The sequence below is a fragment of the Pseudomonas sp. S1_E05 genome (genome assembly GCF_056337105.1).
Genome location: NZ_JBFRHM010000001.1, coordinates 190777 through 211222, shown reverse-complemented (window position 1 = coordinate 211222; position 20446 = coordinate 190777). Strand labels below are relative to the sequence as shown.

Sequence of the window (20446 nt, the reverse complement as noted above, 5' to 3'; positions counted from 1 at the left end):
GGGACCGCGTTATCGTTCTTCGCGGGCAAGCCCGCTCCCACAGGGTTACGTGTTGTACACAGGATATGTGAACGACACCGGCCACTGTGGGAGCGGGCTTGCCCGCGAAGACGGCCTATCAGGCGCTAAAGAACCCCAGATCAAACATGCGGATCCCCAGGCACCTTGCTAGGCGTCGCATACTGGGGCTTGAGGTGCCCATCCTGATCCAGCAACCAGGCATCCATGATCTGCCGCACCACAGGCCCCGCGACACGGCCACCGGCCTCGCCGTTTTCGATCATCACCGATATCACGATCTTCGGGTGCTCGGCCGGGGCGAAACCGACGAACAAGGCGTTGTCGCGGTGACGCTCGAGGGTTTTCTCACGGTTGTAACGTTCGCCCTGCTTGATCGCGACCACTTGCGCGGTGCCGCTCTTGCCGGCGATGCGGTACTGAGCGCCTTGCGCGGCTGCACGTGCAATGCCGCGTGCATCGTGCATGACCATCTGCATGCCGTGGTTGACCTGCTCCCAGTCACGCGGGTCCTTGAGCAGGATGTTGGGCATGGGGTGTTCATCAACCGGAGCGACACCGTCCACGGTCTTGGCCAGGTGCGGGCGGTTCCAGACACCCTTATTGGCGATCAGCGCGGTGGCCTGGGCGAGTTGCAGCGGGGTGACCTGCATGTACCCCTGACCGATGCCAAGGATCACGGTTTCGCCTGGGAACCACGCCTGACGGCGCGTCGCACGCTTCCAGGCCTGGGACGGCATCAGGCCAGCAGACTCTTCGTTCATGTCCAGCGACACTTTCTCACCGAGACCAAACATCGCCATGTAGTCATGCAGGCGGTCGATGCCCAGCTTGTGGGCCAGATCGTAAAAGTAAGTATCGTTGGAACGCATGATCGCCGCGTCCATGTCCACCCAGCCGTCACCGCTGTGGTTCCAGTTGCGGTATTTGTGATCGTAGTCCGGCAACTGGTAGTAACCGGGATCGAAGACGCGAGTCTGGGGTGTAACTACACCGGCATCCAGACCGGCGATTGCCACTTCAGGCTTGATTGTCGAACCGGGCGCATAGAGGCCCCTGAGGACACGGTTGAACAATGGGCGGTCGATGGAATCATGCAACGCCGCGTATTCCTTGAAGCTGATACCCGTGACGAACAGATTGGGGTCAAAACTGGGTTTGCTGACCATGGCCAGCACTTCACCGGTGGACGGATCGAGAGCAACCACCGAGCCGCGACGGTCCCCGAGTGCATCCTCAGCGGCTTGCTGAAGCTTGGCGTCCAGGCTCAGGACGATGTTTTTGCCGGGTATGGGATCGGTATGTTTGAGCACGCGCAGGACTCGGCCCTGGGCATTGGTTTCAACCTCTTCATAGCCCACATGGCCATGCAGTTCTGACTCGTAGAATTTCTCGATGCCAGTCTTGCCGATGGATTGGGTGCCACGGTATTCAACCGTGTCCAACGCCTTGGCTTCCTTTTCGTTGATACGACCGACGTAGCCGATCGAATGCGCGAAATGCTCGGCCATGGGGTAGTGACGAACGAACTGCGGTTCGACATCGATTCCGGGCAGGCGAAATTCATTGACGGCAAGCACAGCGATCTGTTCTTCACTCAGCTCGTAAAACAGGGTGACGGGCACGAAGGGATGACGCCCCTGCTTCATCGCCTTGTCGAACAACGCGCGATCTTCGGCGGACAAATGCAGGAGGTTGACGACCTCGTCCAGCTCTTGCTTGACGTCGGTGGCGCGTTCGCGGGTGATAGTCAGGTTGAAGCTGGGACGGTTGTCGGCCAGGATCACACCGTTGCGGTCGTAGATCAGCCCTCTGGTCGGGGTGATCGGCAAGACATGGACACGATTGTTCTCGGAGATCGTCGAGTGATAATCGAACTCCATCACTTGCAGCACGTACATACGCGCAACCAGCGTACACATTATGGCGACGACGAACAGCGCGCACGCCATCAGCCTTTTGTTGACCAGGCGCGTCTCTTTCTCGTGATCCTTGATCGGAATCGGTTCGGGCATTTCTACAGCTGCTCTTTGACTGGCAATGAAGCGCCGTTCCTAGGCTAGAAATCAGTCCGTGAAAAAATGGACGAGCACCATATCAAAAACGAAGGGCATGCTTGATGACGATTCCGTCAGCCAGACTTTTCCCGGGACAAAAACAAAACCCCAACTGCTTTCGCAATTGGGGTTTCGGAATTTAATCTTGACGATGACCTACTCTCACATGGGGAAACCCCACACTACCATCGGCGATGCATCGTTTCACTGCTGAGTTCGGGATGGGATCAGGTGGTTCCAATGCTCTATGGTCGTCAAGAAATTCTTGAGCTGACGTGTCTTTCGACATTCCAGCGAATCGGGTATGTGATGGCTTTCGGCTTTGTGAGTCGCAAACTTTCGGTTCGTTTCGTCTTCACAACACCGCAATCTGGCCTTTCGACTCAAATTGCTTGGGTGTTATATGGTCAAGCCTCACGGGCAATTAGTATTGGTTAGCTCAACGCCTCACAGCGCTTACACACCCAACCTATCAACGTCGTAGTCTTCGACGGCCCTTCAGGGAACTCAAGGTTCCAGTGAGATCTCATCTTGAGGCAAGTTTCCCGCTTAGATGCTTTCAGCGGTTATCTTTCCCGAACATAGCTACCCGGCAATGCCACTGGCGTGACAACCGGAACACCAGAGGTTCGTCCACTCCGGTCCTCTCGTACTAGGAGCAGCCCCTCTCAAATCTCAAACGTCCACGGCAGATAGGGACCGAACTGTCTCACGACGTTCTAAACCCAGCTCGCGTACCACTTTAAATGGCGAACAGCCATACCCTTGGGACCGGCTTCAGCCCCAGGATGTGATGAGCCGACATCGAGGTGCCAAACACCGCCGTCGATATGAACTCTTGGGCGGTATCAGCCTGTTATCCCCGGAGTACCTTTTATCCGTTGAGCGATGGCCCTTCCATACAGAACCACCGGATCACTAAGACCTACTTTCGTACCTGCTCGACGTGTCTGTCTCGCAGTCAAGCGCGCTTTTGCCTTTATACTCTACGACCGATTTCCGACCGGTCTGAGCGCACCTTCGTACTCCTCCGTTACTCTTTAGGAGGAGACCGCCCCAGTCAAACTACCCACCATACACTGTCCTCGATCCGGATAACGGACCTGAGTTAGAACCTCAAAGTTGCCAGGGTGGTATTTCAAGGATGGCTCCACGCGAACTGGCGTCCACGCTTCAAAGCCTCCCACCTATCCTACACAAGCAAATTCAAAGTCCAGTGCAAAGCTATAGTAAAGGTTCACGGGGTCTTTCCGTCTAGCCGCGGATACACTGCATCTTCACAGCGATTTCAATTTCACTGAGTCTCGGGTGGAGACAGCGCCGCCATCGTTACGCCATTCGTGCAGGTCGGAACTTACCCGACAAGGAATTTCGCTACCTTAGGACCGTTATAGTTACGGCCGCCGTTTACCGGGGCTTCGATCAAGAGCTTCGCGTTAGCTAACCCCATCAATTAACCTTCCGGCACCGGGCAGGCGTCACACCCTATACGTCCACTTTCGTGTTTGCAGAGTGCTGTGTTTTTAATAAACAGTCGCAGCGGCCTGGTATCTTCGACCGGCATGGGCTTACGGAGCAAGTCCTTCACCCTCACCGGCGCACCTTCTCCCGAAGTTACGGTGCCATTTTGCCTAGTTCCTTCACCCGAGTTCTCTCAAGCGCCTTGGTATTCTCTACCCAACCACCTGTGTCGGTTTGGGGTACGGTTCCTGGTTACCTGAAGCTTAGAAGCTTTTCTTGGAAGCATGGCATCAACCACTTCGTGTTCTAAAAGAACACTCGTCATCAGCTCTCGGCCTTAGAATCCCGGATTTACCTAAGATTCCAGCCTACCACCTTAAACTTGGACAACCAACGCCAAGCTGGCCTAGCCTTCTCCGTCCCTCCATCGCAATAACCAGAAGTACAGGAATATTAACCTGTTTTCCATCGACTACGCTTTTCAGCCTCGCCTTAGGGACCGACTAACCCTGCGTCGATTAACGTTGCGCAGGAAACCTTGGTCTTTCGGCGTGGGTGTTTTTCACACCCATTGTCGTTACTCATGTCAGCATTCGCACTTCTGATACCTCCAGCAAGCTTCTCAACTCACCTTCACAGGCTTACAGAACGCTCCTCTACCGCATCATCCGAAGATGATACCCGTAGCTTCGGTGTATGGTTTGAGCCCCGTTACATCTTCCGCGCAGGCCGACTCGACTAGTGAGCTATTACGCTTTCTTTAAAGGGTGGCTGCTTCTAAGCCAACCTCCTAGCTGTCTAAGCCTTCCCACATCGTTTCCCACTTAACCATAACTTTGGGACCTTAGCTGACGGTCTGGGTTGTTTCCCTTTTCACGACGGACGTTAGCACCCGCCGTGTGTCTCCCATGCTCGGCACTTGTAGGTATTCGGAGTTTGCATCGGTTTGGTAAGTCGGGATGACCCCCTAGCCGAAACAGTGCTCTACCCCCTACAGTGATACATGAGGCGCTACCTAAATAGCTTTCGAGGAGAACCAGCTATCTCCGAGCTTGATTAGCCTTTCACTCCGATCCACAGGTCATCCGCTAACTTTTCAACGGTAGTCGGTTCGGTCCTCCAGTCAGTGTTACCTAACCTTCAACCTGCCCATGGATAGATCGCCCGGTTTCGGGTCTATACCCAGCGACTAAACGCCCTATTAAGACTCGCTTTCGCTACGCCTCCCCTATTCGGTTAAGCTCGCCACTGAATATAAGTCGCTGACCCATTATACAAAAGGTACGCAGTCACAGAACAAAGTCTGCTCCCACTGCTTGTACGCATACGGTTTCAGGATCTATTTCACTCCCCTCTCCGGGGTTCTTTTCGCCTTTCCCTCACGGTACTAGTTCACTATCGGTCAGTCAGTAGTATTTAGCCTTGGAGGATGGTCCCCCCATATTCAGACAAAGTTTCTCGTGCTCCGTCCTACTCGATTTCATGACTAAGAGACTTTCGCGTACAGGGCTATCACCCACTATGGCCGCACTTTCCAGAGCGTTCCGCTAATCTCAAAGCCACTTAAGGGCTAGTCCCCGTTCGCTCGCCACTACTAAGGGAATCTCGGTTGATTTCTTTTCCTCAGGGTACTTAGATGTTTCAGTTCCCCTGGTTCGCCTCTTAAGCCTATGTATTCAGCTTAAGATAACCATCTTATGATGGCTGGGTTCCCCCATTCAGACATCTCCGGATCAAAGTCTGTTTGCCGACTCCCCGAAGCTTTTCGCAGGCTACCACGTCTTTCATCGCCTCTGACTGCCAAGGCATCCACCGTATGCGCTTCTTCACTTGACCATATAACCCCAAGCAATCTGGTTATACTGTGAAGACGACATTCGCCGAAAATTCGCAAAACTCTTAAGAGTCACTCACAAATTTTACCTTAGCCTGATCCGTTACCAGTGAAAGTAACGTCCAGTCTATCTTTCTATCACATACCCAAATTTTTAAAGAACGAACTAGTCAAAGACTAGAAATCAACATTCATCATCAGTTCGATGGAATGCTCATTTCTAAGCTTTTACAAACAGAAGCAGTAGTGGTGGAGCCAAACGGGATCGAACCGTTGACCTCCTGCGTGCAAGGCAGGCGCTCTCCCAGCTGAGCTATGGCCCCGTATTTCTACAGGCGTTTCCCACACAAAATTGGTGGGTCTGGGCAGATTCGAACTGCCGACCTCACCCTTATCAGGGGTGCGCTCTAACCAACTGAGCTACAGACCCAATTTCGGGCTGCTTCTTTCGTCTTCTTCAATGAATCAAGCAATTCGTGTGGGAGCTCATGGAGCAGCTGAGTCGTCGATTAAGGAGGTGATCCAGCCGCAGGTTCCCCTACGGCTACCTTGTTACGACTTCACCCCAGTCATGAATCACACCGTGGTAACCGTCCTCCCGAAGGTTAGACTAGCTACTTCTGGTGCAACCCACTCCCATGGTGTGACGGGCGGTGTGTACAAGGCCCGGGAACGTATTCACCGCGACATTCTGATTCGCGATTACTAGCGATTCCGACTTCACGCAGTCGAGTTGCAGACTGCGATCCGGACTACGATCGGTTTTGTGGGATTAGCTCCACCTCGCGGCTTGGCAACCCTCTGTACCGACCATTGTAGCACGTGTGTAGCCCAGGCCGTAAGGGCCATGATGACTTGACGTCATCCCCACCTTCCTCCGGTTTGTCACCGGCAGTCTCCTTAGAGTGCCCACCATAACGTGCTGGTAACTAAGGACAAGGGTTGCGCTCGTTACGGGACTTAACCCAACATCTCACGACACGAGCTGACGACAGCCATGCAGCACCTGTCTCAATGTTCCCGAAGGCACCAATCCATCTCTGGAAAGTTCATTGGATGTCAAGGCCTGGTAAGGTTCTTCGCGTTGCTTCGAATTAAACCACATGCTCCACCGCTTGTGCGGGCCCCCGTCAATTCATTTGAGTTTTAACCTTGCGGCCGTACTCCCCAGGCGGTCAACTTAATGCGTTAGCTGCGCCACTAAAGACTCAAGGTCCCCAACGGCTAGTTGACATCGTTTACGGCGTGGACTACCAGGGTATCTAATCCTGTTTGCTCCCCACGCTTTCGCACCTCAGTGTCAGTATCAGTCCAGGTGGTCGCCTTCGCCACTGGTGTTCCTTCCTATATCTACGCATTTCACCGCTACACAGGAAATTCCACCACCCTCTACCATACTCTAGCTTGTCAGTTTTGAATGCAGTTCCCAGGTTGAGCCCGGGGCTTTCACATCCAACTTAACAAACCACCTACGCGCGCTTTACGCCCAGTAATTCCGATTAACGCTTGCACCCTCTGTATTACCGCGGCTGCTGGCACAGAGTTAGCCGGTGCTTATTCTGTCGGTAACGTCAAAATTGCAGAGTATTAATCTACAACCCTTCCTCCCAACTTAAAGTGCTTTACAATCCGAAGACCTTCTTCACACACGCGGCATGGCTGGATCAGGCTTTCGCCCATTGTCCAATATTCCCCACTGCTGCCTCCCGTAGGAGTCTGGACCGTGTCTCAGTTCCAGTGTGACTGATCATCCTCTCAGACCAGTTACGGATCGTCGCCTTGGTGAGCCATTACCTCACCAACTAGCTAATCCGACCTAGGCTCATCTGATAGCGCAAGGCCCGAAGGTCCCCTGCTTTCTCCCGTAGGACGTATGCGGTATTAGCGTCCGTTTCCGGACGTTATCCCCCACTACCAGGCAGATTCCTAGGCATTACTCACCCGTCCGCCGCTCTCAAGAGAAGCAAGCTTCTCTCTACCGCTCGACTTGCATGTGTTAGGCCTGCCGCCAGCGTTCAATCTGAGCCATGATCAAACTCTTCAGTTCAAACATCTTTGGGTTTTGAGAAAACCCTAAACTTGGCTCAGCAATCGTTGGTTACATCTTTGATTTCTCGCGGAGTAACTCGTGATGCTGATAATCTGTTGACTAGCAGTCTGACTCCACAAGCACCCACACGAATTGCTTGATTCAGTTGTTAAAGAGCGGTTGGTTAAGAGCTTTCGTCTCAACCGAGGCGCGCATTTTACAGCGCCTGGCGTATCTGTCAAGCGGTTATTTTAAGAAGTTTTCAAAGTTTCCTCTGCAACTTCAACCACTTGCGCTTCCGATCCCTCGTCAGCGGGAGGCGAATTCTACAGCGTTACACGCTGCTGTCAACACCTCTTTTTCACCGCTTTCGACCGAGAAGATCGAACCGTCCATCAAGCGACAACTTGCTGCTTGACCGACTCCTTCCAGGCTTCGATGACCTGAAGCTGAACACCGTCGAAAACCGCGTAACTCGTTGTTTACCAAGGAGTTTTCCGTTTCGACTGCGCCGGAAGTGGGGCGAATTATAGACTTCTGAAATCTGCCGTCAACATCTAATTTAGCTTTTCTATCAAAAAACCTGAAATCCCTCTATATATAGATGCGCGCCTGGAGAGTGCGCAGTATATTGCTCAATCGACAATCAGCTTTTTGATTTCTGCCCTGGACGATTTCTCATAATGAATGAACAACCCCGAAGCCTTGCTTCGACCTTATTCCCGGTCGGCCTGCTGTTGATAGCCATGGCGTCGATCCAATCCGGCGCCTCCCTGGCCAAAAGCATGTTTCCCATAGCCGGCGCCCAAGGCACCACCACGTTGCGACTGATCTTCGCCAGTTTGATCATGATCGCGCTGCTGCGCCCCTGGCGTGCAAAACTCACCGCGAAATCCATGCGCACCGTCATCGTCTACGGAATAGCGTTGGGCGGCATGAACCTCCTCTTCTATATGTCTCTGCGCACAGTGCCACTGGGTATTGCCGTCGCGCTGGAGTTCACAGGCCCGTTGGCAGTCGCCATCTATGCTTCGCGCCGCGCAATCGATTTTTTGTGGGTCGCTCTCGCAGCGATCGGGTTGATGCTGCTCATACCGACAGGTGCAACGACCTCAAGTATCGACCCGCTCGGCGCAGGCTACGCACTGGCGGCGGGAGTCTGCTGGGCCTTGTACATTCTTTTCGGGCAGAAGGCCGGCAATGACAACGGCGTACAGACTGCCGCGCTGGGGGTGATGATCGCCGCACTGGTTGTCACACCTTTTGGCATCGCCCATGCTGGCAGTGCCCTGCTGACGCCTTCATTGATTCCCGTGGCCATCGGTGTCGCCCTCCTCTCCACGGCCCTGCCCTACACCCTGGAAATGATTGCCCTTACCCGGTTGCCAACCCGCACGTTTGGCACGCTGATGAGTATCGAACCGGCGTTCGGCGCACTGTCCGGCCTCCTGTTCCTTCAGGAGTACCTCACCCTGTCACAATGGATGGCGATCATGTGCATCATTTCAGCTTCGGTTGGCGCGACCCTGACCATGGGCAGCAGTGCCAAGCCCGCAATCGCGGCAGACTGACACGCAAATGATGAAACTCTGGTATTTGCCGCTCATTTAGGCCATGTTTAGCCCGCACTTAATCTCAAACATGGACTTTTCAGGATAGGGACATCAGCGACGCTTCAGCGAAAGCGATTACTGCCAGACCCGGGCACGAAGATCCGGGACGCTTTAAGGACAGCAATGAAACGTATTTTGATACTGATCGCCGTGCTTGCAATTGCAGGCTGCGCGGCGACGGCGGAAACCCACACCAAACGTGGCAAGAAAGGTTTGCATATCAACTGCTCCGGGTTGTCGTCGTCGTGGGACAAGTGCTACGCCAGTGCCGCCAACTCATGCGCGCCGAAGAGCTACAAGGTCATCGCCAAGTCAGGGGATGGCGTGGAGGAGCCCGGCGACTATCCGTTCGGTCTCAACCCTGCCGGCTACACCAGCCGCAGCATGATTGTCATCTGCAAATAAAGGCCGGTCGTCTGTCCGTTTCACCGTCTTGACGCCCGTCCGATCCCCGGCATAACGTCCGTTGCATCAACGATCGTTCAGCGATGGGGTCGAGCATGGATAACAGCAAAGTCGTTCTGGTAGTGGGGGCGGGGGATGCCACGGGCGGCGCAATCGCCCGGCGATTCGCGCGGGAAGGCTTCATCGCCTGCGTGACCCGGCGCAGCGCCGACAAGCTCCAACCCTTGGTAGATGCCATCAACCTTGCCGGTGGGCAAGCCCACGGTTTTGCCTGCGATGCGCGCAAGGAAGAGGATGTGGTGGCGCTGATCGAGCAGATCGAAAGCCAGCTCGGCCCCATCGAAGCGTTCGTGTTCAATATCGGCGCCAATGTGCCATGCAGCATCCTCGAAGAGACCGCACGCAAGTACTTCAAGATCTGGGAAATGGCCTGCTTCTCCGGCTTCCTCAATGCCCGTGAAGTCGCCTTGCGCATGGTCAAGCGCCAACGGGGCACGATCCTGTTTACCGGTGCGACCGCTGGTTTACGCGGAGCCGCCGGTTTCGCAGCCTTCGCCGGTGCCAAGCATGGCATCCGCGCACTGGCCCAGAGCATGGCGCGCGAGCTGGGCCCGATGAACATCCATGTGGCCCATGTGGTCGTCGATGGTGCCATCGACACCGATTTCATTCGCGACAATTTCCCCGAAAAGTACGCCACCAAGGATCAGGACGGCGTCCTCGACCCCGAGCACATCGCCGACAACTATTGGTTCCTGCACAGCCAACCTCGCGACGCCTGGACTTTCGAGCTGGACCTGCGTCCCTGGAACGAACGCTGGTAAGCCTCCCCCAAACAATAACAAGGAGCGCACCGATCATGAGCAAAACCGTGGAGTTCTACTTCGACCTCGGCAGCCCTGCCACCTACCTCGCCTACACCCAGCTTCCGAAAATCTGCGCGCAGACCGACAGCCATTTGCTCTACATTCCGATGCTGCTCGGCGGTGTATTCAAGGCCACGGGCAATGCATCCCCGGCAACCATTCCGGCCAAGGGTCGCTACATGTTCCAGGACCTGGACCGTTATGCCCAACGATATGGCGTACCCCTGAGATACAACCCGAACTTCCCCATCAATACCCTGATGCTGATGCGCGCCGTCACGGGCATGCAACTGCGCCATCCGCAACGTTTTCAGGCGTTCATCGAGTGCCTGTTCCACGCACTCTGGGTCGAAGCGCGTAGCCTTGACGATCCGGCGACGGTCGCCGCCGTGCTGACGCAGAACGGCTTCGACCCCACTGAAGTGCTGGCCTTGACTGCCGATGAAGAGGTGAAGACGGCGCTGAAGGCCAATACCGAGCAGGCCGTGGCTCGTGGCGTGTTCGGTGCACCAAGCATGTTCGTCGATAACCAGTTGTACTTCGGCCAGGATCGCCTGGACTTCGTCATCGAAGCCTTGCGTTAGACCTCGATGACCAACCGCCCCTCGGCTGCTCCCGACTTCAGCAGCTCATGGGCGGATTCGGCATTCTCCAGCGTGAAGGTGCGCGGATCCATCAATGGCTTGAGCTCGCCCGCCTCGATCAACTGCGCCGCCTGGCGAAGAATCTGCCCGTGCTGCTCGCGCCCTACGCCAGTGAGCAGCGGCAGCAAGGTAAACACCCCGGAATACGTTGCCCCGCGAAACGACAGCGGAGCCAGACTGTGTTGCCCCCATCCGAGGCAACTGACCACATGACCGTGATAAACCCTGGCCGCCTTGAATGATGCGTCCAGAACTTCACCGCCCACCGTGTCGTAGACGATATCGAAGCCCTCCCCGGCAGTGTGTTGTGCCACATATGCCTCGATCGGGATATGCCGATCTATGAACGTCGCGCCCAGGTCTTCGATAATTGCCTGATGCCGCGCAGACCCCGTGGCGAAGACTTCAGCACCAAACGCTCGGGCAATCTGTATCGCAACGTGCCCCACACCGCCGGCACCGCCGTGAATCAACACTTTGTGACCTGCGCGCACCCTTGCCCGATCCACCAGCCCTTCCCAGGCTGTAATCAATACCAGCGGCAATCCCGCTGCTTCACGCATGTTCAAATTGCCTGGCTTGGCAGCCAGCAATCGCGCGTCGACGGCAGCGTATTCGGCTAACGACCCTTGTGCGCCGCCAATCCCCGTAGCCATTGCATAAACTTCATCGCCCGGTTGCCATGCGCTGACGCTCTCACCCACAGCCTCAACAACGCCTGCCAGATCCATGCCCACAATCGCTGGTAACGGCTGGCGGGCGTGGGCTGCCTGGCCGGCACGGATTTTTCCGTCCAGAGGATTGACCCCGCTGGCCTTGATCCGCACCAGTACCTGGCCCGCTTGCAGGCTCGGCCGGGGCACGGACACCAAGCGTAAGGGGGCCATGGCCGAGTCGACAATCAGAGCGCGCATTTCAAGTGAGTCAGTCATTTCGTTTACTCCCATCAGAGGTGGCTGCGGGATAAATCATCGTCCCACCGGCTCATGCCGATAAGACGCTATATAGCTATAGTGATCATGCCCATTTGGCATGAATGAGAATCTCCGTGGACAAACTCAACGCAATGGCGATCTTCGTCCGGGTCGTCGAACGTGGCAGCTTTTCGGCGGTCGCTCGGGAGCTGCAAACCAGCCAGCCGACCGTCAGCAAAGTGCTGCGCGCACTGGAGAGCGAATTGGGCGGCAAGCTGATTGCTCGCAGCACCCGCCAGCTTTCCCTGACCGATGAAGGTCAGCGTTACTACAACGAATGCCGAAACATCCTCGCGGCGGTGGAGACGGCCGAGCTCAGTTTCCAATCCGGACGGGAGAGCATCGCCGGTCATTTGCGCATCGGCTCCTCGGTGAGTTTCGGTCGATTACAGATCGCCCCGCGCCTTGCACAATTCCTGCGACAACACCCTGGTCTGGACATCGACCTGCAATTGAACGATCAGAATCAGGACCTGATCAGCGAAGGCCTGGATGTGACGTTCAGAATCGGCGAATTGAACGACAGCAGCCTGATCGCCCGGCACATTGGCTTCACCCACCGCGTGACCGTCGCCGCGCCCGCTTACCTGCAGCAACACGGCCGACCGCAAGCACCGCAGGACTTGAGCGCGCACAACTGCCTGCAATTCAACCTGCTGAACAGTCAAAACCTGTGGGTGTACGAAAAAGCGGGACGACGCCACGAAGTACGAATCAAGGGCAACGCCCAAAGCAACAATTCGGAGGCAATCCGCGAGATGGTGTTGGCAGGGTTGGGGATTGCGCTGTCGCCGGTCTGGCTATTCAGCGAAGACCTGAAGGCAGGTCGAGTGATGGCGATTCTGTCTGACTACGTTGCGCAGTCGCTGCCGATACACGCGGTGTCCCCGGCGAATCGTCGCCAATCCGCCAGGGTCAAGGCCTTTGTCGACTACATGAGCCAGGCGCTGCAGGCAGCGCCCGAATTCAAGCCGATCAGATAGCCGCCGTGCGCGTGTTCAACCACTGGAGTGCTGCACCATCGACCAGCGGGCTCAAACGCTCGCGCACCTGCGCGTGATAGTCGTTGAGCCATTGTTTTTCCTCGGCCGTCAGCAACGACGGTTCCAGGCAGCGGGTGTCGATCGGGCACAAGGTGAGGGTTTCGAACTTGAGGAACTCGCCGAACTCGCTCTTACCTGCCTCGCGGTTCATCGCCAGGTTCTCGATACGCACACCCCAGCGGCCAGGACGATAAGTGCCCGGCTCGATGGACGTGATCATGCCTGGCTGCATGGCAGTCTGCGGCGCCGCCACGGCCTGGTAGGCAATCACTTGTGGCCCTTCGTGGACATTAAGGAAATACCCCACGCCATGACCGGTGCCGTGACCGTAGTCGACGTTGTCCGCCCAGATGGGTGCACGGGCGATGGCGTCCAGCAGCGGCGACAGAATCCCGCGAGGAAAGCGCGCGCGAGACAGGGCAATCACGCCCTTGAGGACGCGGGTGCAATCGCCCTTCTGCTCTGCGGTCGGCGTGCCGACCGGCACCATCCGCGTAATGTCTGTGGTGCCACCCAGGTATTGGCCGCCGGAGTCGATCAGCAACAGGCCGTCGCCTTCGATCACCGCATGCTCTTCTTCGGTCGCGTGGTAATGCGGCATGGCGCCATTGGCGTTGAACGCGGCAATGGTGTTGAAGCTCAGCGACACGTAGTCCGGACGCCTGGCGCGTGCAGCGGTCAGGTGTTCGTCAATGGTCAGTTCGGTGATGCGCTCACGGCCCCAGGCCGATTCCAGCCAGGCGAAGAATTCGCACAGCGCCGCGCCATCCTGCTCCATCGCGCGGCGAATGTGCGCGGCGTCGTCCAGGCTTTTCTGCGATTTGGCCAAAGTCGTCGGGTTCAAGCCTTCGACCAGTTTCACGCCGCTGCCCAGGTTATCCAGCAGCCCGGCCGTGACACGTGCCGGATCCACCAGCAGGCTGGCGCCATCCGGCACCGCGCGCAGGGCCTCGGCCACTTCGCTGTAGTCGCGCAGGGTGATGCCATCCTGCTCGAGCACTGCGCGCAGCTCAGCGCTGACCTTGCTCAAGGCCACGAACAGCATCGCCTGTTGCTGGCTGATGAGTGCAAAGGACACGAATACCGGGTTGAACGACACGTCGCCGCCGCGCAGGTTGAAGAGCCAGGCGATGTCGTCGAGGGTGGCGATGAAATGCCAATCGGCACCCCGCGCATTCAGTGTTTCGCGCAGGCTGGCGAGTTTCTCGCCACGGCTGACGGTCGCTTGTGGAGGAAGGTGCTGATAAATCGGCTCGTTCGGCAGTTCCGGGCGATCGCCCCAGACCTGATCGAGCAGATCAAGGTCGGTACGCAGGCGCGCGCCGCGCTCTTCGAGCTTGCCACCCAGGGTCCGCGCCGACGCCACCGCCATCACTGCACCGTCCACGGCAACCACACCGCCTTCCGGGGTTTGCTCGGCCAGCCAGTCCAGCGGGCTCGGTTGGCCCGGTTGCAGCTTGACCAGTTCAATGCCGCTGCCCTTGAGTTCCTTGGTCGCCTGTTCCCAATAGCGGCTGTCGGCCCATACTCCGGCGAAATCCGGCGTGACGATCAATGTACCGACCGAACCGTGGAAGCCCGACAACCATTGCCGCCCCTGCCAGTAGCCGGGCAGGTATTCCGACAGGTGCGGGTCGGCCGACGGCACCAACAGGGCATGAATGCCCTCCCGGCTCATCAGCTCGCGGGTCTGCGCCAGGCGCTGGGGCACCGAACCGTTGATCGAAGGCTGCGTACTCATCATGTCTCCTGCTAACCACTCATTGTTGAGTGCCGGTCAGGCCGGCACTTTAGTATCACGTTGCCCAGAATGCCGGAGCACTGGCGCAGTTGGCTTTAATCAGTTGCACCGCCTGGTCGATATCCTGCTCGGTGGTGAATCGGCCCAGGCTCAAACGCACGGTACGGCTCGCCGAACGGGCGTCATGCCCCAGGGCCAACAGCACGTGGGAAGGCGTGTTGCTCGCGGAGTTGCAGGCCGAGGTCGCCGAAAACGCAATCGAGGTGCTCAACGCCGTGGAATTGAACTCGCCCTCGGAGAAGGTCAGGCTCAGGGTATGGGGAATGCGCTGGGTCGGGCTGCCATTGACGCTCACCCCCGGCAGGCTCGATAAGCCATCGAGCAGACGCTGGCGCAGACGCACGATGGTGGCTTTTTCTTCATCGAACACCTGCGCCGCCAGTGCGAAGGCTACGCCCATGGCGGCAATTTGATGGGTGGCCAGCGTACCGGAACGCAAACCACCTTCATGGCCCCCGCCATGGATCTGCGCCTGCAATCGCTGCTGGGCCCGCGGCCCGACATACAGCGCGCCGATGCCTTTGGGGCCGTAGAGTTTATGCGCCGAGAAGGACATCAGGTCTACCGGCAGCTTCGCCAGGTCTATTGCCACTTTCCCCGCGCCCTGAGCGGCGTCGACATGGAACAAGGCCCCACGGGCGCGTACGACTTCACCGATGGCAGCGATGTCATTGACTGTGCCCAACTCGTTATTGACCAGCATCAGCGACACCAGGAAGGTGTCCTCGCGCATCGCTTCGCTGACAGCCTGGGCCGTAATCAGGCCCTGCGCGTCCGGCACCAGGTAGGTCACGACAACGCCGCTGTCCTGCAACTGTCTGGCCGTATCGAGAATGGCCTTGTGTTCAATCTGGCTGGTTATTATGTGACCGCCGGACACGCCTCGGGCCTGGGCCACGCCCTTGAGGGCGAGGTTGTTGGATTCGGTGGCACCGGACGTCCAGACAATCTGCGATGCCAGGGCGCCGACCAGATCAGCGACTTGCCGGCGCGCCTGCTCGACCGTTTGCCGCGCCTCGCGACCGAACGCATGGGAGCTGGACGCCGGGTTGCCGAAATTGCCGGCAAAGCCAAGACACTCGACCATCACCTGAATGACTCGCTCATCCACCGGCGTGGTGGCGGCGTAGTCGAAATACAGCGGGCGTTTATTCATAAGAGACTCGCAGAGCTTGTTCCGGGATCAGTGGCCGGGAATCTGTCCACCGGCGCGGCCTGATCGGATGCGTTGAAGAGGACGACTTCATTTGAAAGTGCGTTGGAACGCTCCTGAAGGCGAGCTTAACAGGCATCGGGCAACGGGTTGAAGCAATGCGTCAGCTAAAGCTTTCGAGCAGTAACGGATACAACGAGACCACCAGCAGCGCGGCCATGCCCCAGTTGAACAGGCGCAACCAGCGACGATCCTTGAGCACGTTGCGCAATAGCGTGCCACACGCCGCCCAGACGCCGACGCTGGGCAGGTTGATGATGGCGAAAACGGCTGCGATCACGATGACATTAGTGAAATAGCCCTGCATCGGCGTGTAAGTGCTGATGGCGCCGATGGCCATGATCCAGGCTTTGGGGTTGACCCACTGAAAGGCAGCCGCACCGAGGTAGCTGATCGGTTTTCCCTGGCCGCTCTCACTGTCGGAGACCGGCCCCGAGTGGGCGATCTTCCACGCCAGGTACAGCAAATACGCCGCGCCGACATAACGCAAAACGGTGTAGAGCAACGGATAGGTTTGAAACACTGCCCCCAGGCCGAATCCGACCGCCACCACCAGCACAAAGAAGCCGCAGGTAATGCCAAGTATATGCGGGATAGTTCGGTTAAAGCCGAAGTTCACGCCGGATGCCAGCAACATCGTGTTGTTCGGGCCGGGCGTGATCGAGGTCACGAGAGCAAACAGGGCGAAGCCCACCAGCAGGTCGAGCGAGAGCGTCATCGGTGGCAGTCCAGGGTCGGTCAGGTATTGACCCTATCGCACGCCTGCCGGGAAACCCATGGACAGTTGCGTGAAAGTTCGAGCAGTACAGTGGCTCAGCTTGGACGACCATGCAATTGGACAGCACGTCCAGCGCTCATTTCACCCTGCTTGTCGTAACCGAAGGTTTTCTGTGGCTGGCCGAGCAATTCGGCTTTTTTAGCATGGTATTCGTCGAACGAAAGGCCCCGACGATTCAACGCTTCCATCGCCAGTTCTCGCGTTTCTTCGTCGGTGTAGGGACGCAGTTCCGGGGAGACATGGGTGGCGCATCCGGCGAGGACGGAGGCGGCGAGCAGCACGGCAGTGGTGAGTAAGGCTTTCATGATTGGGCGTCCTGGCATCTGGGTTCGGGGCAATGAACACAGGCTACTCGCGCCCTCCGGCCGGCAGAAATCAACGCTTTCGATAGTGGCTATCGAGTTTTTCTAATGCCCCCGTGCGCACCCATTGAATATTCGATAAAGATCTATAAATATTATTTTATAGTATTTTGCGGAATAACAATCTGGCTTTATAACAACCCCATCACCTGATCCCACTGTTGCCCACGCAACTGTTCGCCAGGCAACAGTCATTCAACAAACAGTCTTGAAACACCTACAGCGCTGCCCAGTCGTCACGCTGCAAGCCCCGGAAAACCTGGGGTTGGGTGGACTGGTACAGCTCTTGCTCAAGCCCAGTGACTACTCACTGCTCACTGAGCAACTGTTTAAAAAGGAACTGATGATGTCGCGTCCATTGAAAGTCGTCGCCCTTTCCGGCGGAACCTGGCGTCCTTCGCGCACCCTGGTGCTGACCCAGGCACTGCTGCGCGAGCTGGCCGAGCAATTGCCGATCGAAAGCACACTGATCGAGCTGGGCGACATCGCCCGACCATTGGGCGCGGCGCTGTCGCGCCAGGAACTGGAAGCCAGCGTCGAGGCCCAGTTGCACGCCATCGAGACCGCCGACCTGCTGATTGTCGCTGCACCGGTCTATCGGGGTTCTTACCCTGGCCTGCTCAAGCACCTGTTCGATCTGATCGACCTCAATGCACTGGTCAACACGCCAGTGCTGCTCGCTGCCACGGGAGGCAGCGAGCGCCATGCGTTGGTGCTCGATCACCAGTTGCGTCCGCTGTTCAGTTTCTTCCAGGCCCTGACCCTGCCGATTGGTGTCTACGCCACCGAAGCCGATTTCGCCAATTACCAAATAACCAGTGAGCCCTTGAAGGCCCGCATTCGCCTTGCTGCTGAGCGCGCTGCGCCGTTGTTCGGCGTGCACCCCAACAATCTGCTGAAAATCGCATAAGGATCTGTTCATGGATGTTTTCTGGTTTCTGCCGACCCACGGCGATGGCCATTACCTGGGCACTACCCAGGGCGCACGCCCGGTCACCCTCAATTATCTGAAACAAGTGGCTCAGGCCGCCGACAGCCTCGGCTACCACGGCGTGCTGATCCCCACCGGGCGCTCCTGCGAGGATTCGTGGGTGATCGCCTCAGCCCTGGTGCCGTTGACCGAACGCCTGCGTTACCTGGTGGCGATCCGACCGGGGATCATTTCACCGACCGTGTCGGCGCGCATGGCGGCGACGCTGGATCGCCTGTCGGGCGGCCGTTTGCTGATCAACGTGGTCACCGGCGGTGACCCTGACGAAAACCGGGGCGACGGGATTTTCCTGGATCACAGCGAACGCTACGAAGTCACCGACGAATTCCTCAGGATCTGGCGCCGCGTGCTGCAAGGCGAAGCGGTGGATTTCGAGGGCAAGCATTTGCAGGTGCAGAACGCCAAAGCACTGTATCCGCCCGTGCAGAAGCCCTACCCGCCGCTGTATTTCGGTGGCTCGTCCGACGCCGCCCACGACCTGGCGGCCGAACAGGTCGATGTCTACCTGACCTGGGGTGAACCGCCGGCCGCCGTGGCACAGAAGCTCGCCGATGTGCGTGAGCGAGCGGCGCGTCACGGGCGCACGGTGAAGTTCGGCATTCGCTTGCACGTGATTGTCCGCGAGACCGCCGCAGAAGCCTGGAAGGCCGCGGACAAACTGATCGAACACATCAGCGACGAAACCATCGCGGCGGCGCAGAAGTCGTTTTCGCGTTTCGACTCCGAAGGCCAGCGGCGCATGGCCGCCCTGCATGATGGCCGGCGAGACAACCTGGAAATCTCGCCCAACCTGTGGGCCGGCGTCGGCCTGGTGCGCGGTGGCGCCGGGACGGCGCTGGTGGGCGACCCGCAACAAGTGGCGGCCCGCATCAAGGAATACGCCGACCTGGGGATCGAGAGCTTCATCTTCTCCGGCTACCCGCACCTTGAAGAAGCCTATCGCTTTGCCGAACTGGTATTCCCATTGTTGCCCGAACCCTACGCGAGCCTGGCTGGGCGCGGGGTCACCAACCTCACCGGGCCGTTTGGCGAAATGATCGCCAATGATGTTTTGCCTGCCAAAGCCACTGCCTGACCTGCAGGTCCCTTGTGTGGGAGCGGGCTTGCTCGCTCCCACAGGAGGGCATGTGCCGACTTCAAAGAGGAACCCCGCGTGACCGCCAAGCCGCAAAGCGCTCTGATTTCCCCCCTGCAAACCGCCCGCCGCCTGGCCGCCGATTTTGCCCTGACGGCTGTCGAGCGCGATGAGCGTGGTGGCACGCCGAAAGCCGAACGCGACGCCTTGCGCGACAGCGGCCTGCTGGCCCTGAGCATTCCCACCCAGTACGGCGGCCTCGGCGCGAGCTGGAGTGAAACCCTGACCATCGTGCGTGAGTTCGCCAAGGTCGACAGTTCGATTGCCCACGTCTTCGGTTTCCACCACCTGATGCTCGCCACCGTGCGCCTGTTCTCGCGGCCCGAACAATGGCAGCCCTGGTTTGAACAGACGGCACGCAAGAACTGGTTCTGGGGTAACGCCCTCAACCCACTGGACACCCGTACCGTGGTCAAGGACCTCGGCGGCTGGCGCGAGTTTTCCGGCAAGAAAAGCTTCTGCTCCGGCGCCAGCGATTCACAGATGCTGATCGCCTCGGCGGTGGATGAAAACGCTGGCGGCAAGCTCTTGATCGCGGCCATCCCCAGCGGCCGCAGCGGCATCACCCTGCACAACGACTGGAACAACATGGGCCAGCGCCAGACCGACAGCGGCAGCGCATCGTTCGAACGAGTGCGGGTCGAGGAATCGGAACTGTTACTGGACCCGGGCCCATTGAGCACGCCATTTGCCTGCCTGCGGCCGTTAATCGCACAACTGACATTTACCCATATGTTTCTCGGCATCGCCGAAGGCGCCTTCGCGGAAGCGCGCCAATACACCCTCACCGAAACCCGTGCGTGGCACAAATCCAATACCCAGGATGTGCGACAGGACCCTTACGTGCTGGGCCATTACGGCGAGTTCTGGGTAGCGCTCGAGAGCGTTCGCTTGCTGGTGGAGCGCGCCACTGAACTGCTCGACAAAGCCTGGGCGAAAGGGCCCGCCCTCAGCGCAGAAGAACGTGGACACCTGGCCACGGCCATCGCCACGGCCAAGGTCGCCGCCACCCGCAACGGCCTGGAACTGTGCAGCCGGCTGTTCGAAGTCACCGGCGCCCGCTCGACCCACGCCTCGCTGCGCCTGGACCGCCACTGGCGCAATTTGCGCACGCAAACCCTGCATGACCCGGTGGATTACAAACTCCACGAACTGGGCGACTGGGCGCTCAACCAGGCCCTGCCGATTCCGACTTTCTATTCATAAATTGCCTACATGGAGC

14 protein-coding genes, 2 tRNA genes and 3 rRNA genes are annotated in these 20446 nt (G+C 57.9%); 8 read left to right on the top strand and 11 right to left on the bottom strand.

The window, feature by feature from the left end:
• Positions 1 to 140 precede the first annotated feature (140 nt).
• The 6 genes from mrdA to AB4N33_RS00945 all read right to left on the bottom strand — a co-directional run bounded on the left by mrdA (position 141) and on the right by AB4N33_RS00945 (position 7417).
• Positions 141 to 2033, bottom strand: a complete 1893-nt coding sequence (gene mrdA, locus AB4N33_RS00970; RefSeq protein ID WP_460141182.1) for a penicillin-binding protein 2 — start codon at positions 2031 to 2033, stop codon at positions 141 to 143.
• A gap of 185 nt (positions 2034 to 2218) precedes the next feature.
• Positions 2219 to 2334 (bottom strand): 5S ribosomal RNA (rrf, locus tag AB4N33_RS00965).
• A gap of 144 nt (positions 2335 to 2478) precedes the next feature.
• Positions 2479 to 5372, bottom strand: a 23S ribosomal RNA gene (locus tag AB4N33_RS00960).
• A 245-nt stretch (positions 5373 to 5617) separates the two neighbouring features.
• Positions 5618 to 5693: transfer RNA gene (locus tag AB4N33_RS00955), tRNA-Ala, on the bottom strand.
• 30 nt (positions 5694 to 5723) lie between these two features.
• Positions 5724 to 5800, bottom strand: a tRNA-Ile gene (locus AB4N33_RS00950).
• A gap of 80 nt (positions 5801 to 5880) precedes the next feature.
• Positions 5881 to 7417 (bottom strand): 16S ribosomal RNA (locus AB4N33_RS00945).
• Together the 16S, 23S and 5S rRNA genes with 2 tRNA genes alongside form the textbook arrangement of a ribosomal RNA operon.
• A gap of 665 nt (positions 7418 to 8082) precedes the next feature.
• Here AB4N33_RS00945 and rhtA point away from each other — a divergent pair.
• The 4 genes from rhtA to AB4N33_RS00925 all read left to right on the top strand — a co-directional run bounded on the left by rhtA (position 8083) and on the right by AB4N33_RS00925 (position 10867).
• Positions 8083 to 8970 (top strand): threonine/homoserine exporter RhtA, encoded by an 888-nt coding sequence (gene rhtA, locus AB4N33_RS00940; RefSeq protein ID WP_476456186.1) that lies wholly within the window; start codon positions 8083 to 8085, stop codon positions 8968 to 8970.
• A 165-nt stretch (positions 8971 to 9135) separates the two neighbouring features.
• Positions 9136 to 9417 carry a hypothetical protein gene (locus AB4N33_RS00935; RefSeq protein ID WP_460122219.1) on the top strand — a complete coding sequence of 94 codons (282 nt, stop codon included), beginning with the start codon at positions 9136 to 9138 and terminating at the stop codon, positions 9415 to 9417.
• Positions 9418 to 9512: 95 nt separating this feature from the next.
• Positions 9513 to 10241, top strand: coding sequence for an SDR family oxidoreductase (locus AB4N33_RS00930; RefSeq protein WP_476456185.1), 729 nt, complete (start codon positions 9513 to 9515; stop codon positions 10239 to 10241).
• A gap of 35 nt (positions 10242 to 10276) precedes the next feature.
• Entirely contained in the window at positions 10277 to 10867 is a 591-nt protein-coding gene (locus AB4N33_RS00925) for a 2-hydroxychromene-2-carboxylate isomerase (RefSeq protein WP_476456184.1), read from the top strand.
• Here the strand turns inward: AB4N33_RS00925 and AB4N33_RS00920 are convergent.
• The gene (locus tag AB4N33_RS00920) at positions 10864 to 11859 is read right to left on the bottom strand and encodes a zinc-dependent alcohol dehydrogenase family protein (RefSeq protein ID WP_476456183.1); all 996 of its coding nucleotides are present in this window, start codon (positions 11857 to 11859) and stop codon (positions 10864 to 10866) included. The genes AB4N33_RS00925 and AB4N33_RS00920 overlap by 4 nt on opposite strands.
• A gap of 104 nt (positions 11860 to 11963) precedes the next feature.
• Between AB4N33_RS00920 and AB4N33_RS00915 the strand changes: the two genes are divergently transcribed.
• Positions 11964 to 12884, top strand: coding sequence for a LysR family transcriptional regulator (locus AB4N33_RS00915; RefSeq protein ID WP_476456182.1), 921 nt, complete (start codon positions 11964 to 11966; stop codon positions 12882 to 12884).
• On the opposite strand, the gene AB4N33_RS00910 is transcribed toward AB4N33_RS00915, so the two are convergent.
• The 4 genes from AB4N33_RS00910 to AB4N33_RS00895 all read right to left on the bottom strand — a co-directional run bounded on the left by AB4N33_RS00910 (position 12877) and on the right by AB4N33_RS00895 (position 17041).
• Positions 12877 to 14685, bottom strand: coding sequence for an aminopeptidase P family protein (locus AB4N33_RS00910; protein WP_476456181.1), 1809 nt, complete (start codon positions 14683 to 14685; stop codon positions 12877 to 12879). The genes AB4N33_RS00915 and AB4N33_RS00910 overlap by 8 nt on opposite strands.
• Positions 14686 to 14740: 55 nt before the next feature.
• Positions 14741 to 15901, bottom strand: coding sequence for a cysteine desulfurase family protein (locus AB4N33_RS00905; protein ID WP_476456180.1), 1161 nt, complete (start codon positions 15899 to 15901; stop codon positions 14741 to 14743).
• A 160-nt stretch (positions 15902 to 16061) separates the two neighbouring features.
• Entirely contained in the window at positions 16062 to 16676 is a 615-nt protein-coding gene (locus AB4N33_RS00900; RefSeq protein WP_476456179.1) for a LysE family translocator, read from the bottom strand.
• A 95-nt stretch (positions 16677 to 16771) separates the two neighbouring features.
• Entirely contained in the window at positions 16772 to 17041 is a 270-nt protein-coding gene (locus AB4N33_RS00895; RefSeq protein WP_460141177.1) for a hypothetical protein, read from the bottom strand.
• A gap of 403 nt (positions 17042 to 17444) precedes the next feature.
• Here AB4N33_RS00895 and msuE point away from each other — a divergent pair, with 403 nt between their 5' ends.
• The 3 genes from msuE to AB4N33_RS00880 all read left to right on the top strand — a co-directional run bounded on the left by msuE (position 17445) and on the right by AB4N33_RS00880 (position 20430).
• Complete coding sequence (msuE, locus tag AB4N33_RS00890; protein WP_460126592.1) at positions 17445 to 18008, top strand: FMN reductase; 564 nt, start codon at positions 17445 to 17447, stop codon at positions 18006 to 18008.
• A gap of 10 nt (positions 18009 to 18018) precedes the next feature.
• Positions 18019 to 19164: an FMNH2-dependent alkanesulfonate monooxygenase gene (ssuD, locus tag AB4N33_RS00885; protein ID WP_476456178.1), complete on the top strand. Its 1146-nt coding sequence runs from the start codon at positions 18019 to 18021 to the stop codon at positions 19162 to 19164.
• 78 nt (positions 19165 to 19242) lie between these two features.
• Positions 19243 to 20430, top strand: coding sequence for an acyl-CoA dehydrogenase family protein (locus AB4N33_RS00880; RefSeq protein WP_476456177.1), 1188 nt, complete (start codon positions 19243 to 19245; stop codon positions 20428 to 20430).
• Positions 20431 to 20446: the final 16 nt, after the last annotated feature.